The organism is Pseudomonas lini, from assembly GCF_964063345.1.
Taxonomy (GTDB): Bacteria; Pseudomonadota; Gammaproteobacteria; order Pseudomonadales; family Pseudomonadaceae; genus Aquipseudomonas; species Aquipseudomonas lini_B.
Genome location: NZ_OZ061318.1, coordinates 2,667,855 through 2,682,827, shown reverse-complemented (window position 1 = coordinate 2,682,827; position 14,973 = coordinate 2,667,855). Strand labels below are relative to the sequence as shown.

General features: G+C 59.9%; 13 protein-coding genes. 4 read left to right on the top strand and 9 right to left on the bottom strand.

The window, feature by feature from the left end; all coding sequences use genetic code 11:
- Positions 1–35 precede the first annotated feature (35 nt).
- A complete protein-coding gene (gene creB / locus AB3226_RS12175; RefSeq protein ID WP_367373222.1) occupies positions 36–716 on the top strand; it encodes a two-component system response regulator CreB in 681 nt (226 codons plus the stop codon).
- A complete protein-coding gene (creC, locus tag AB3226_RS12170; protein ID WP_367373221.1) occupies positions 716–2,149 on the top strand; it encodes a two-component system sensor histidine kinase CreC in 1,434 nt (477 codons plus the stop codon). The genes creB and creC overlap by 1 nt, the downstream gene beginning before the upstream one ends.
- Position 2,150: 1 nt before the next feature.
- Here the strand turns inward: creC and AB3226_RS12165 are convergent, their stop codons facing one another.
- A complete protein-coding gene (locus AB3226_RS12165; RefSeq protein WP_367373220.1) occupies positions 2,151–3,161 on the bottom strand; it encodes an acyltransferase family protein in 1,011 nt (336 codons plus the stop codon).
- A 235-nt stretch (positions 3,162–3,396) separates the two neighbouring features.
- Between AB3226_RS12165 and creD the strand changes: the two genes are divergently transcribed.
- The gene (creD, locus tag AB3226_RS12160; RefSeq protein ID WP_367373219.1) at positions 3,397–4,767 is read left to right on the top strand and encodes a cell envelope integrity protein CreD; all 1,371 of its coding nucleotides are present in this window, start codon (positions 3,397–3,399) and stop codon (positions 4,765–4,767) included.
- Between the two features lie 211 nt (positions 4,768–4,978).
- On the opposite strand, the gene AB3226_RS12155 is transcribed toward creD, so the two are convergent.
- From AB3226_RS12155 to AB3226_RS12120, 8 genes are all read right to left on the bottom strand, one after another.
- On the bottom strand, positions 4,979–5,608 hold the full coding sequence (locus tag AB3226_RS12155; RefSeq protein WP_038983590.1) for a glutathione S-transferase: 630 nt from the start codon (positions 5,606–5,608) through the stop codon (positions 4,979–4,981).
- Between the two features lie 166 nt (positions 5,609–5,774).
- Entirely contained in the window at positions 5,775–5,954 is a 180-nt protein-coding gene (locus AB3226_RS12150; RefSeq protein ID WP_305447174.1) for a hypothetical protein, read from the bottom strand.
- Complete coding sequence (locus AB3226_RS12145; protein WP_367373218.1) at positions 5,951–7,081, bottom strand: PepSY-associated TM helix domain-containing protein; 1,131 nt, start codon at positions 7,079–7,081, stop codon at positions 5,951–5,953. Before AB3226_RS12145 ends, AB3226_RS12150 begins: the two co-directional genes overlap by 4 nt.
- 72 nt (positions 7,082–7,153) lie before the next feature.
- Complete coding sequence (locus AB3226_RS12140; RefSeq protein ID WP_367373217.1) at positions 7,154–9,583, bottom strand: TonB-dependent siderophore receptor; 2,430 nt, start codon at positions 9,581–9,583, stop codon at positions 7,154–7,156.
- A 232-nt stretch (positions 9,584–9,815) separates the two neighbouring features.
- On the bottom strand, positions 9,816–10,790 hold the full coding sequence (locus AB3226_RS12135; RefSeq protein WP_367373216.1) for a FecR domain-containing protein: 975 nt from the start codon (positions 10,788–10,790) through the stop codon (positions 9,816–9,818).
- On the bottom strand, positions 10,787–11,305 hold the full coding sequence (locus AB3226_RS12130) for an RNA polymerase sigma factor (protein ID WP_201061817.1): 519 nt from the start codon (positions 11,303–11,305) through the stop codon (positions 10,787–10,789). Before AB3226_RS12130 ends, AB3226_RS12135 begins: the two co-directional genes overlap by 4 nt.
- Before the next feature lie 248 nt (positions 11,306–11,553).
- Entirely contained in the window at positions 11,554–12,261 is a 708-nt protein-coding gene (locus tag AB3226_RS12125; protein ID WP_367373215.1) for a PolC-type DNA polymerase III, read from the bottom strand.
- The gene (locus tag AB3226_RS12120; RefSeq protein WP_367373214.1) at positions 12,258–14,198 is read right to left on the bottom strand and encodes a putative nucleotidyltransferase substrate binding domain-containing protein; all 1,941 of its coding nucleotides are present in this window, start codon (positions 14,196–14,198) and stop codon (positions 12,258–12,260) included. The genes AB3226_RS12125 and AB3226_RS12120 overlap by 4 nt, the downstream gene beginning before the upstream one ends.
- Before the next feature lie 262 nt (positions 14,199–14,460).
- Between AB3226_RS12120 and AB3226_RS12115 the strand changes: the two genes are divergently transcribed.
- Positions 14,461–14,913: a response regulator gene (locus AB3226_RS12115; RefSeq protein ID WP_367373213.1), complete on the top strand. Its 453-nt coding sequence runs from the start codon at positions 14,461–14,463 to the stop codon at positions 14,911–14,913.
- Positions 14,914–14,973: the final 60 nt, after the last annotated feature.

Here is a 14,973-nt window from a genome sequence, read left to right as displayed (position 1 = left end):
ACCGTTCGCCCACTTAACTAGCGGGCTCGGACGCCATGCCTCATATCCTGATTGTCGAAGACGAAGCGGCGATTGCCGACACCCTGATTTTCGCCTTGCAGGGCGAGGGCTTTACCACCACCTGGTTGAGCCTTGGCGCGGCGGCGCTTGAACATCAGCGCGCCACGCCGGCCGACCTGATCATCCTCGATATCGGCCTGCCAGACATCAGTGGCTTCGAGACCTGCAAGCAGTTGCGGCGTTTCAGCGAAGTGCCGGTGATTTTTCTCAGCGCCCGTGATGCAGAGATCGACCGCGTGGTCGGTCTGGAAATCGGTGCCGACGATTACGTGGTCAAACCGTTCAGCCCCCGGGAAGTGGCGGCGCGGGTCAGGGCGATTCTCAAGCGCATGGCGCCACGACCGGTGGCGGAGGCGGCGTCCGCGCTGTTTCGCATCGACAGTGAACGGGTGCAGATCAGCTATCGCAGCCAGCCGCTGAGCCTGACTCGCCATGAGTTTCGTTTGCTGCAATGCCTGCTCGAGCAACCCGAACGAGTCTTCAGCCGCGAGCAATTGCTCGATGCGCTGGGTGTGGCCGCCGATGCCGGCTACGAGCGCAGCATCGACAGCCACATCAAGAGCGTGCGCGCCAAATTGCGCCAGGTGAAGGCCGACGCCGAGCCGATCCAGACTCACCGCGGCCTCGGTTACAGCTACAGCCCGGGACACAGCTGATGCCATTGGGGATCCGGATTTTCCTGGTCTACGTGCTGTTCATCGGCCTGACCGGCTACTTCGTGCTCAATACCGTGATGGAAGAAATTCGCCCCGGCGTGCGCCAGTCCACCGAAGAAACCCTGGTGGACACCGCCAACCTGATGGCCGAGATCCTGCGCGACGACTTCAAGGCTGGCACCCTCAGCCAGAACCGCTGGCCCGAGTTGCTCAAGGCTTATGGTGAACGGCAACCGAAGGCGAGTATCTGGGGCATGCCGAAGAATCAGGTCAACCACCGGATTTACGTCACCGATGCCAAGGGCATTGTGGTGCTGGATTCCAGCGGCATCGCGGTGGGCCAGGACTACTCGCGCTGGAACGACGTCTACCTGACCTTGCGCGGCGAATACGGCGCTCGTTCGACGCGCAGCAACCCGGATGATTCGAACTCGTCGGTGATGCACGTCGGTGCACCGATTCGCGACAACGGCCAGATCATCGGCGTGGTGACGGTGGCCAAACCCAACAGCTCGCTGCAGCCCTACGTTGATCGCACCGAGCGGCGATTGCTGATTTATGGTGCCGGGCTGATTGGCCTGGGTTTGCTGTTCGGTGCGTTGTTGTCGTGGTGGCTGAGCGCGGCGCTGCGGCGGTTGACGGCGTATGCCCAGGCAGTCAGCGAAGGTCGTCGGGTCGAGGTGCCGCATTATCGTGGCGGCGAGCTGGAGCAACTGGCCACGGCGGTGGAACAGATGCGCACCCAGCTCGAAGGCAAAGCCTACGTCGAGCGTTATGTGCACACCCTGACCCATGAATTGAAAAGCCCGCTGGCGGCGATTCGTGGTGCGGCGGAGTTACTGCAAGGTGAGATGCCGCTGGCTCAGCAGCAGCGATTTGTCAGCAACATCGACAGCGAAAGTGCACGCATGCAGCAGTTGATCGAACGACTGTTGAACCTCGCGCAGGTGGAACAGCGCCAAGGGCTGGAAGAGCGGGTGGCCGTGCCGTTGGCGAGTTTGGTGGACGAGCTGTTGAGCGCGCAGGCTGCGCGAATCGAAGGCAAGCAGTTGCATGTGGAACTGCAAATTGCAGCAGATTTGAACCTGCTCGGCGAGCCGTTTCTGTTGCGTCAGGCACTGGGCAATCTGCTGGAGAATGCCTTGGACTTCACCCCAGCTCGCGGTGTGCTGCGTTTGTGCGCCGAACGAATCGATGATCGCATTGAGTTCAGGCTATTCAACCAGGCCGAGGCGATTCCCGACTATGCATTGCCGCGCTTGAGCGAGCGCTTCTATTCACTGCCGCGCCCGGACAGTGGGCGCAAGAGTACGGGGCTAGGGCTTAACTTCGTTGAGGAAGTGGTCAAACTGCATGGCGGCCAACTGTGGGTAGGCAACGTTGCTGGCGGTGTAGAGGCCAAGTTGCATTTGCCTGAGGCGACTCGTCATTGACTCAAGGCGCTAGCCAGCCAGGCACTGATTTTCGGGCCTTGTTTCTATGCACGAACTTGAGTGCCGGCTGCTCGATGAACAGCCATGAAAGTGTTGCCAGGCCGATGACAATAAGCGTCGTGACAACAATGGACGGTAAAAAGGCCAGTGGGGTTTTATTGATGACCAGTTGTTGCACGGGAAAGGCATACAGGTAGATGCCATACGAGATATCAAACCGGCCCCTGATGGTTTTATCTACGTACAACAAGCCCACGCTGATGGTTGCCAGACTAACCCCCAGGGTCGCGGTGACCCACACGGACGAAGTCCCCAACGAAACTACTATCAGTAGGATGGAGGCGGCCAATACGATTGCTTTTGTGCGAGGGCTGTTGAAGTGATGTCGATGAAAGGCGATCAATGATCCCGAGAAAAACGCTATGCCCGCGGCGCAGTAGGCCAGAAATTTCTGCGCCAGTGCGCCCGTGATGTAGTTGCTCAGGAAAAAGGTTGCGAGGCCAAACAGGAGTAACAAAGCCAGAGGCATCAAGGCGCTGCGATACAAGGTCAGTACTACCGCCAGCAGAATGTAAAAAACGAACTCGATCTTTAACGTCCACAGGCTTCCGTTAAAGGATTCGCTGAAGATGAAGTCGCTGGTTACTTCATCAATGGAAGCACGTCCAAAGGCTGAAATGCGCAGAAAGTCGACCAAGGCCTCTTTTCCCAAGACATAGTCGCTGGCAAAGAACGCTCCGGCCACGTAGGTCATCAAAAATGAGCAAGCGATGAGCGCCGGAAAGATTCGAGCGACACGCTTTGCCAGGTAGTCTTGAAAGCTTGCGGCGTTCAAATAACTGAGGGTAATTAACAGCCCGGAAATAGCGAAGAAGCAAATGACCGCCATACCGCCCAACGAGTTGTAACCAGCTATCCCCGGCTCGCTCATGCCCGACAGCACAAAGTGATGGCTGACCAGGACCATGAGGGCAGCGAGGTGTCTGATCAGGTCGAATGAGTTATTTCGCAAAGAGGCGCTCCTTGTCTGGCCTCCTTTGGATCAAACAAAGGGGCGAAAATCTGAACTGTAGCTGGCAGTAAAACGTATCCGGAATGGGTGCAGATACCCGCAGTGGCCTGAAGGTGGCGCAGTGTGCCAAGACCCAAAAGGCTTTTACAGGTATTTCCACGTAATCCCCACAGATCCTCCACGAAACCCCCACACAACTGACCCAGACTTTCCCCATCCAAACAGGGAGAGTCCCATGAACCGTAGCCTGACCCTAAAACTCGGGGCGATTGCCCTTTTGATTCTGTTGCTGCTGATCCCGTTGCTGATGATCAACGGCGTGATCGAGGATCGGCAACAACTGCGCGATGGCGTACTCGAAGACATCGCCCGCAGCTCCAGTTACAGCCAGCAACTGAGCGGCCCGCTGATGGTGGTGCCCTATCGCAAAACGGTGCGTACCTGGAAAACCAACCAGAAAACCAACCAGCGTTACCAGGACGTTGGCGAGGAACGCGGGCGTTTGTATTTCCTGCCGGAGCGCTTCGAGCTGGACGGCCAGGTCCAGACCGAACTGCGCGCCCGGGGTATCTACGAGGCACGGCTGTTTCATGCCGACAACCGCATTAGCGGGCAGTTCTCGGTTCCGGCACAACTGGGCATCAAGGAAGACTTCGCCGACTACCGCTTCGACCAACCGTTCCTGGCCGTTGGCATCAGCGACATTCGCGGCATCGAGAATGCGCTGAAACTCGAACTCAATGGCCAGAGCCTGGATTTTGTACCGGGTAGCCAGGTGGGCTGGTTGGGCGAGGGTGTGCACGTGACGCTGCCAGCGCTGAACACCCAACAGGCTACGGAACTGGCCTTCGGTTTCGATTTGCGCCTGCAAGGCACCGGTCAGTTGCAGGTTCTCCCGGTGGGCAAGACCAGCAAGGTTTCACTGGCCGCCAATTGGCCTCATCCCAGCTTCATCGGCAACTACCTGCCGGCCCAGCGTGAAATCACCGATCAGGGTTTCACCGCCAATTGGCAGACCTCGTTTTTCTCCACCAACCTGCAAGAGGCGTTGAACAGTTGCGTGTCTGGCGGCCAGTGCGAGGCGTTCAGCGGTCGCAGCTTCGGCGTGAGTTTCATCGACCCGGTGGACCAGTACCTGAAAAGCGACCGGGCAATCAAATACGCGTTGTTGTTCATCGTCCTGACCTTCGCCGGTTTCTTCCTCTTCGAAGTGCTGAAAAGCCTGGCAGTACACCCGGTGCAATACGCACTGGTGGGCGTGGCGCTGGCGTTCTTCTACCTGTTGCTGTTGTCGCTGTCCGAACACATCGGCTTCGCCCTGGCGTATCTGCTGTCGGCGAGTGGTTGTGTGTTGTTGATCGGTTTCTATGTCTGTCATGTGCTACGCAGCGTGCATCACGGTTTGAGTTTTTCGGCGGGGCTGGCGGCATTGTATGGCTTGCTCTACGGCTTGCTGAGTGCCGAGGATTACGCGCTGTTGATGGGCTCGCTGCTGTTGTTCGGTCTGCTGGGTGTGTTCATGGTGCTGACCCGCAAGCTGGACTGGTACGGGATCGGGCAGAAACCCGCCAAGCCGCTGGCTTTTGATATTGGAGCCGTGGAATGAGCCGGTCGTTGGGGTTGCGCGAGGATCAGCGGGTGGGAGAGGTGTTGGCGACGCGGATTGCCGGGTTGTTTCCGTTGGATCCGGTGTGGTGCATTCGCGAGCAAGCCCGCTCCCACATTGGCTCTGTGTTGTTACAAATATGGAATGAACAACACAAGTCCCCTGTGGGAGCGAGCCTGCTCGCGAAGAGGCCGGTACAGCCAGCGAACATCTAAACCTTGGGCATCGTCGCAATCATCGAAGGCCGCTGACTCACCTCAAAATACCACTCTGCCAGCTTAGGATTCTCTTTGCGCCATTCCAGATCCGGATGGCGCAGATCCAGATAACCCAAGGCACAGGCAACACTGATTGCCGCCACATCGAAATGGCTGGTCAGCTCGGCAATCGCGTCGGCTTCCAGCAGTGCCAGAGCGCGGCGAATCTTGTCGCGCTGACTGTCGAGCCACTCGTCCCAGTGTTTTTCCGGGGTGCGCAGGGCCACTTCGTAGCGAACCATCACCGCGGCATCCATGATCCCGTCGGCCAGGGAAGCCAGGGTCAGGCGCCGCCAGCGCGCCGAGCCGTCGCGAGGGATCAGCGGATTGCCGACGTGCTGATGATCGAGATAGTCGAGGATCACTCGGCTGTCGTACAACACATTGCCGTCGGCCAGGCGCAGGGCCGGAATTTTACCTAGCGGGTTGTCTTCGTTGAGGGCCAGATCCGGGCTGACCGGCGTGAGCTGGCTGGCTTGCAGCGCCACGCGGTTCGTTTGACCGGTTTCGTGCAGCAGCACCATGACTTTGCGAACGAAGGGCGACGCAGGGTTGTGGAACAAGGTCATGCTGGGGACGGACATGGCGACGATCTCAATCGTGGGCAGTGTCGGCAGCATAGCGCTTTAGCGTTTAAGTGTGGGAGCGGGCTTGCTCGCGAAAGCGGTGTATCAGTTGGCATTTATTTCACCTGACACCCCGCTTTCGCGAGCAAGCCCGCTCCCACATTTTCCACAGGTTTTGTGCTGTTTAATGGCGTTGCAGCAACCCGCGCAAGGCGAGGGCGGCGGGGATCCCCAGCCCGAGCCAACTCAATGCATCCCACACGCCATCGCCCAGCAGTGCGGCAAACAGACCCGCTGCGCTGAGCAGGGCGATGACGGTGGGTGTGGCGAAGACCTTCCAGAAATTCGACTGTCTCGGCCTCATGTCGGGCACTCCGCGTTTTCGAGCACAGGTTTCGCGACCTTGCGCCGCACCACCCACAAATAAACCCCGCTGCCGAGCACGATGATGGTCAGCACATCGAGGGTCGCCCAAAGGATCTTCATCGGCATGCCGCCGTAATCACCGAAGTGCAGCGGCTGCGACATGCCCATGGCGTCCATGTACCACGGCCGTTCGGCCACCGCCGTGACTTGCAGGGTGCTCGCGTCGATCAGCACCGGCGTCAGCAAGTGCGAGGTCAGCTGGGTGCTGCCTTTCATGAACACGGCGTAATGGTGTTCGCTGGAAAACCGCGTACCGGGGAAGGCGATGAAATCGGGCTGCATGCCCGGCGCGACGTCTTTGGCGATGTCGAGCAGACGGGTCGCAGGCGCCAATTGAGTCAGCGGCGGCGCATCCCGGTAAGGCGCGACCATCGCGCTCAGGCTGTCGTTGCGCCACGCCGCGATCAACAAGTCGGCGCACGCGCTGATCACGCCGGTCACGCCGACCACCAGCGCCCAGGTCAGGGTCACCACGCCGATCAGGTTATGCAGGTCGAGCCAGCGCAGACGGGTGGATTTGTCGTGGCGCACGGTGGCGAACTTCAAGCGCCGCATGAACGGCAGGTACAGCACCGTTCCGGAAACAATCGCCAGCACAAACAGAATCCCCATGAACGCCAGCAGCAACTTGCCCGGCAGGCCGGCGAACAGGTCCACGTGCAGACGCAGCATGACCATCATCAGCCCGCCGTTGGCCGATGGCATTTCCAATGATTCGCCGGTGCGAGCGTCGAGCATGAAAGTGTGGGACGAGTTCGGCTCGGTGCCGGCGGTGGGCGCCATGATGGCGATCACGCCGTTAGGGTCTTCTTCGTCGTAGCCGAAATATTGCATGACCTCGCCGGGACGATGCTTTTCAGCCGCTTGCACCAACTGCTGCAAATTCAGCTGCGGGGTATCGGCCGGCATCGATTTCAACTCGGCGGCATCGCCCAGCAGATGGTCGATCTCGTGGTGGAAGATCAACGGCAGGCCGGTGAGGGCCAGCATCAGCAGGAATACCGTGCAGATCAGGCTGGTCCAGGTGTGAACGAATGACCAGCGGCGGATGGTTTTGCTTTTCATTTCATGGCCTTCAGAAAGACCAAAGCCGTCCTCGAAGGACGGCCTGGTCGTGGCGCGTGTCAGTTCAGGCGATTACCACTTGTAGGAAGCGCTGGCGACGACGCTGCGTTGGTCGCCGTAGTAGCAGTAGAAGCCGTCGCAAGTGGAGATGTAGTCCTTGTCGAACAGGTTGGTGGCATTCAGCGCCAGTGACGCACCTTTCAGACTGTTATCCAGACGGCCCAAGTCGTAATGGACCGCCGCGTCGAACACCGTGTAGGCATCAGCCTTGCCCAGCCAGGTGTTGCCCTGGTCGCCATAAGTATTGCCGGTGTAGCGTGCGCCGGCACCGATGCCGAAACCATCCAGCACACCGTTGTGCCAGGTGTAATCGGCCCACAGCGACGCTTGCTGGTTAGGCATCAGTTGCAGGCGATTGCCCTTGAAGTCACCCTTTTGCACTTCGGACTTGGCCAGGGTGTAGGCGGCGATGACTTTCAGGTTGTCGGTGACGTCGGAAACGGCTTCCAGCTCCAGGCCTTTGACCTTCACTTCGCCGGTCTGGCTGGTAATCGAGACGTTGTCCGAGTTGGTCGTGGTGACGGAGACGTTTTTCTGGGTCAGGTCATAGACCGCTGCCGTCAGCAGGGTGTTGCTGCCCGGCGGTTGGTACTTGATGCCCAGTTCCCACTGCTTGCCTTCAGTCGGCTTGAACGACTCGGTCGGCGATGCCGTGGCTTTGCTGGTCGGCTGGAACGACTCGGCGTAGGACAGGTAGGGTACGAAGCCCGAGTCGAACACATAGCTGATCGCTGCGTTGCCGCTGAATTTCTTGTCCCGTTCGGTGTTGGTGGCATCACCTTTGTTGAAGAATTTGGTGCCCGTGTGGATCCAGTCCTCACGACCACCGAGGGTCAGACGCCATTGGTCGAGGGCCATTTGGTCCTGGACGTACAAACCGGTCTGGTAGGTCTTCTGGTCATAGTCATAGAACGCCGTCGAGCGTGGCGGGCGAACGATTGGCTGGCCATAGATCGGGTTGTTGACGTTGGTGGCCAGACCGTCACCGAAGATCGAGGTGTAGTTGGTGTTGGTGCGTTGGTGATCGAGGCCGATCAACAGGGTGTGACGGATGTCGCCGGTCGCGAAGTCGCCCTGGAAGTTGTTGTCCACGGCGAACTGGCTGATGTCCTCGTCGGCACTGGTGCTCGAGCGGCCAACGTTGCCCTCGGCATCGACCTGGGTGAACGGGTAGGCGCCGGGGGTAAGAGCCTGGAAGGACAGGTCCGATTTGGTGTACCGCAGGTTCTGCTTGAACTGCCAGACATCATTCAAACGATGCTCAAAGGCGTAGCCCAGCGCGTAATAGGTGCGGTCGTAGTATTCCCAGTCCGGGTCACCGAGGTTTTTGTGATGGGAGATATCGCCGAGCGGCGAATGGATCTTCGTGCCTTGCACGGGCAGGAACTGGCTGGTGATGCCTGTGTCGTCACGGGTAAATTGCGTCAGCAGGGTGAATTTGGTGTCTTCATCGATGTTCCAGGTCAGGCTCGGTGCGATGTTGTAGCGCTTGTTGTCGACGTGGTCGATCTGCGTGCCGCTGTCGCGTACCACACCGCTCAAACCGTAGAGGAACTGGCCTTCGTCGTCGATCTTACCGGTGCTGGCGAAGTTAATCTGGCGATGATTGTCGCTGCCATATTGCACCTGGATTTCGTTGCTCGACTCGGCGCTGGGACGACGGCTGACCATGTCCAGCAGGCCGCCCGGCGGGGTCTGGCCGTAAACTGAAGAGGCCGGGCCGCGCAGCAGGGCCAGGCGATCAAGGTTCCAGGTTTCCTGTTTCGGGTTGGCGTAAACGCCTCTCGGCAAGGGCAGGCCATCCAGAAACTGTGTCGGCTCGAAACCGCGTACCCGCAGCCAGTCGTCTCGGGTGTCGCTGCCGTAGCTGCTGGCGACGATGCCGGGCATGTAGCGCACGGCGTCATCGAGGTTTTGCACACCACGATCTTCCATTTGCCGGCGGGTGGCGACGGAAATCGAACGCGGCGCTTCGACCAGCGCGGTGTCGGTTTTGGTGCCTGCGGCGGTGCGCGTGGCAACGTAACCTTCGACCGGGCCCCAGGCAGTTTCCGCATTTTCCAGGCCAATGACGGCGGTTTCCGGCAACGCCATCACACCTTCGGGCGTGGCCACCAGGCTGTAGGTGCCGGCGCTGCTCTGTTCCAGTTGCAGACCGGTACCGCGCAAGGCTTCCCGCAGAGCGCCAGTGGCGTCGAACTGGCCCTTCACCGGAGCCGAAGTCTTGCCCGCTGCCAGCGACGGATTCAACGACAGTGCCAAACCGGCCTGGCTGGCGATCTGGTTCAGGGTGCTGGCCAATGGCGCAGCCGGCAGGTTGTAGGCGCGAACGCTGGACGCCTGTTCAGCGGCAATCAGTGGACCGCTGGTCAAAGGGACGCAAAGGGCAATGGCGACCGCCAGTAAACGGGGGCGCAACACGGTGTCTAGCGAACGGGACATACAGCGGCTCCTGAATGGAAATATTTCTCAATTGCCTAGGTGCCGGACGAGAATCCAAAAGTGATAGGGCGAGATGAAAATAATTTCGATTCATCAATTGCGGTGAGGCAGATGGCCCCATCGCGGGCAAGCCACGCTCCCACAGGTTTTGTGTCGAGCGGGAATTCTGTGAACGACAAAACCTGTGGGAGCGGGCTTGCCCGCGAAGGCGGCGGATCAGGCGCAGCGCCTTTTAGGGCTTGGCCTCAGACTTCGCCGCGACCGTTACCCACCATGGCGTGTGCTGTTCGATCTGCACCGGCAGGGTCGGCAAAAGCGCACTCAGCGCCTTGTCGGTATCGTTCAGGGGGAAGCTGCCGGTGATGCGCAGGTCGGCCACTTCCGGCGTGACGCCAAGATGTCCGCGACGATAGCGGCCGAGCTCCTGGACCAGATCCGCCAGCCGCGCGTTGTCCACCACGAGCATGCCGCGAGTCCAGGCATCGGCGCCGAGACTGAGGGCGATGATCGGTCCCAGGCCATTGCTGCGCATCAGCACTTGCTGGCCTTCGCGCAGGATCTGTTCCTCGGGGCTCGATTCTGGATGGGCGGCAACCGCTGATTTCAATACGCTCAGGCGCGTGCCTTCGTCTTCACGCTTGACCAGGAACCGCGTCCCCAGTGCACGCATGCTGCCTTCGCGGGTCTCGACGATAAACGGCCGGGCATCGCCATGGCCGGTTTCGACAAGGATCTCTCCTTCCTGAAGGACGATCAGTCGCTGCTTCTCATCGAAGCGCACATCCACTGCGCTGTGGGTGTTGAGGTTGATCAGCGTGCCGTCGGTCAGGCGTAGAGTGCGCTGCTCGCCGGTGGCGGTGCGCTGGTCGGCCAGCCAATAGTCGATGGGCAGATAGCGATCACCGGCGAACAGCGCCAGGCCGATCACCGCTACGATGCTGGCCAGGCCGCTGCCGAGCTTGCGCACCCGTCGCCGAATGCTTTCGCGCGATTGCAGCAACGCTGTGCGGGCCGGGCCATTGGCGACGCTGAAACGCTGGTCGAGCATGCCCAACTGACGCCAGGCCCGAGCATGTTCTTCGTGTGCGGCGTGCCATTTGGCGAACGCTTCGCGCTCGACCGCGTTGCCGGAATCCAGCGACAGTTGCCAGGCAATCGCCGCATCCAGCACTTGCGCTGACACGGGTTTGGAGCTGACGGGGCTCATACCGGCTCACCGTACAACGCGATGTAGCACTGGCGAATGCCTTGGGCCAGGTATTGGCGAACTCGCGGCACCGACACGCCCAGACGCTGAGCGATTTCGGCGTGGCCGAGGCCATCGAGACGGTTATAGAGAAACGCCGCCCGGGCCTTGCTCGAGAGCTTGCCCAGCAGGCGGTCGATGGCTTTGAGGTCTTCGAGGATCAGTTGCTGTTCTTCCACCGACGGTTGTTCGCCTTCGGGGATCAGCATCAACTCGGTGAGGTAGGCCTGTTCCAGCGCGGCGCGGCGGAAATAGTCGAACAGCAGGCCCTTGGCGATCGCCACCAGAAACGCCCGGGGTTCGCGAGGCTCCTTGAATTCATCACGGCCCAGCAAGCGCACGAAGGTGTCCTGGCTCAGGTCTTCGGCCCGTTGCGGGCAAGCCACGTTGCGCCGCAGCCAGGCCAATAGCCAACCGCGATGGTCGCGATACAGCGCACCAACGAGCTCACTGTGAGGGCTTTGGACTGACGACACGCAACATCACCGAATGAGAAGTGTTAAGTAACGAGAATTGTTCGCGATTGTGGCAGAGGCGGGGGAGGTAAGCAATTGGCGCTGGTCGGGTGGTTTCAGCAGGGGAATATCAAGTCAGACCGAGTTATCGTTCATCGCGGGCAAGCGACGCTCCCACAGGTTTTGTGCCGTTTGCGAAATCGGCGGACGACGAAAAACCTGTGGGAGCGTGGCTTGCCCGCGATGGGGCCCGAACAGTCACCGAAGATCTAGAACAAAGGCGCTTGCCGCCGCCGCTTCCACTGACTCAGCCGCTGCTGCAAATTCAACGGGCTATGAATCTGCTGCTGCCGCGCTCGGCTGAACAGAATCAGCACCAGCTCCGCCGTCGCCAACGCATCGGCACTGGCGTTATGCCGCTCGAAGACCTCCAGCTTGAACCAGTCGATCCACTCGTCCAGCCCGGCCTCGCGAAAGTGCGCCTGCGGGCACAGCAGCGGCGCGATGTCTGCCACATCCAGAAACGGATGCTGCAACTTGTAACCCAGATGTTCTTTCAGCGCGCGCCCCAGCATGTGCTGGTCGAACGGCGCATGAAACGCCAACACCGGACTGTCGCCGACGAACTCCATGAATTCGACCAAGGCCTGCGCGGGGTCGCTGCCGGCGGCAATGGCGCTGGGGCCCAGGCCGTGAATCAACACGCTGGGGCCGAGTTTGAGTTCGGTGCATTGCAGCGTGCGTTCGAACTGCTGGCTGAAATCGATCGCCCCGTCCTCGATCACCACCGCGCCGATGGACAACAGCCGATCCTTGTTCAGGTTCAGCCCGGTGGTTTCCAGGTCGAGTACCACCCAGCGTTGCTCGCGCAGACTGCAATCACCCAGCTCGGCCGCGGCAGGCAAGCGCTCCAGACGTTGTTGCAGTTCGCCGGGCAAAATGGGGCTGACCGGGCGCAGCCATGAAAACAGGCTCATAACTGATACCGCAGGGTCAGGCTGCTTTGCAGGCGTTGGGCCTGGCGCAGGGATTCACGCAGGATGCGTCGGTCCAGATGATTGAGACTGTCAGGATCGACGCGGTTGGAGTAGGGCAAATTCTCCCGGGTCTGTAGCTGATGTTGCTGCATGCGGGTTTGCTGAATGAAGTGATACGCCTCTTCGTACGCCGCGCCGTCGAGCCGTTCGATGACCTCTTTGTCCACCAATTGACGAAAGCGCTCCAGGGTATTGTTGGTGTCGATGCCGTGGGCCAGGGCCAGCACTCGAGCGCCATCGACGAAAGGGGTCAAACCCTGGAGTTTCAGGTCGAGTGTGGCTTTCTCGCCATTCTTGCGAGCCAACACGAATTCGCGGAAACGGCCCACGGGCGGTCGGTTGCGCAGGGCATTTTCGGCCATCATCCGCTGGAACAAACGGTTGTCGCCGACCTGATCGAGAATGCCTTGGCGCAGCTGCTCACAGCCTCGCTCGTCGCCCCAGACCACACGCAGGTCGAAATAGATGCTCGATCCCAGCAGATTCTCCGGTGTCGCCTCGCGGATAAACGCCGCAAAACGTCGCGCCCATTCGGCCCGGGACAAACACAGCTCGGGATTGCCGGCCATGATGTTGCCTTTGCACAGGGTGAAGCCGCACAGCGCCAGGTTCTGATTGATCTGTTGGGCGATGGGCAGCAACTTGCCGCGAATCTCGGCGGCGTGGGCCGCGTCGCGGGCTTCGAACAGAATGCCGTTGTCCTGATCGGTGTGCAGCGTCTGCTCGCGGCGGCCTTCGCTGCCGAAACACAGCCAACTGAACGGCACGCCAGGGTCACCTTTCTCGGCAAGCACCAGTTCAATCACCCGGCACACGGTGTGGTCGTTGAGCAGGGTGATGATGTGGGTGATCTGGGTCGAGGACGCGCCGTGGGCCAGCATCCGCTCCACTAATTGGCCGATTTCGCCGCGCATCGCCACCAGGTTTTCCAGCTTGTGGGCACTGCGGATAGTCCGCGCCAGATGCACCAGATCGACCCGTTGCAGGGAAAACAGGTCGCGTTCCGAGACCACGCCGCACAGACGCTGATCCTTGACCAGACAGACGTGGGCGATGTGGCGCTCGGTCATGGCAATCGCGGCGTCGAAGGCACTGTGGTCCGGCGTCAGGTAAAACGGCGCCCGGGTCATGTGCCCTTCGATGGCTTCATTGAAATCGCTGGTGCCGTTGGCCACCACATGCCGCAAGTCGCGCAGGGTGAAAATGCCCAGCGGTGCCTTTTGCTCATCGACCACCACAATGCTGCCAACTTGCTGATCGTGCATCAGCGTCACGGCTTCACGCAGAGGCGTGATCGGGCTGCAGGTCACCGGGTGACGCATGGCCAGTTCGCCCAGCCGGGTATTGAGCGAGTACTGGGTCCCGAGGGTCTCCACGGCTTTTTGCTGGACTTGTTGATTGACCTGATCCAGCAAACTGCTGACGCCGCGTAGGGCAAAGTCGCGAAACGGGCTGGAAAGTGCGAACAGTTTGATGAACGCCAGCTTATTCAGCTGTAGGCAAAAGGTATCTTCGGCCGCCAGATGTTCGGTGCGAGTCGCCCGTTCCCCCAGTAGCGCGGCGAGGGGGAAACACTCGCCGGTGGTGATTTCGAAGGTAGTTTCGGTCCCGCCCTTGGCCGTGTGCGGACGTTCGCCCACGACCCGACCCTGTTTGACGATGTAGAAATGCTCAACCGGGCCATCGGCAGGTTTGATGATGCTTTCGCCGGGGCCATAAAAACGCAGCTGACATTGCTCGACCAGATAGGCCAGGTGGGCGTTTTCCATCTGATTGAACGGCGGGAAGCGCTGGAGGAATTGCAAAGTGCCCTGGATGTTCTGCAACACCGCGGTTTTCCCTGCCTGGGTGAAGGCGTCCGCTTTACTCATAACCATTACCGCAGTCTTTTTCGTTGTTGTGTCGGATCGTTGTGTCAGATCGTTCCAGGCATGGTCGGCCCCTGCGGGCAGGGTGCCCATTGGACGTAAGTCTAGGTAGGCAGTGCAGCGACCGTAATATGGGAAATGTCTGACACAACTGTGGGAAAAACCTCCTACATTGTCTATTGGAAATGTTTCCGACGAAGTGCACATTGAAGGCTGCTGAGCGATGTCTGACCACTGTGTCAGGGATCGAATCGAAAACGTTGAGAAAGCCATGTCCGACCACGATATTTTGAGTGATGCCGAGCGCGAAGCGCTCAGTGCCGTCATGTTGGAACCAGACTTGCCGCCGCAGCGGGTGCTGATCGTCGATGACGATAAGGACTCCCGGGAATTGCTGTCGGAAATTCTGGGACTGGACGGCATTCACTGCATGACGGCAGCCAGTGGCGAAGCGGCGCTCAAATTGCTGGAGGCGAAGTCATCGATCGGGCTGGTGATTACCGACCTGCGGATGAGACATGTCGATGGCCTGGAACTGATCCGTCAGGTGCGGGAGTCGGCGCGTGCGGCGTTACCGATCATCATCGTCTCCGGTGACGCTGACGTGAAAGATGCGATCGAAGCGATGCACCTGCACGTAGTGGACTTTCTGCTCAAACCCATCGATAGCGGCAAACTGCTTGAATTGGTCAAGCATGAGCTGGGGATGGGGTCTTTGCCGTGATCGTTCCCATGCTCCGCGTGGGAATGCCTCCATGGACGCTCTGCGTCCGTTTGGGACGCG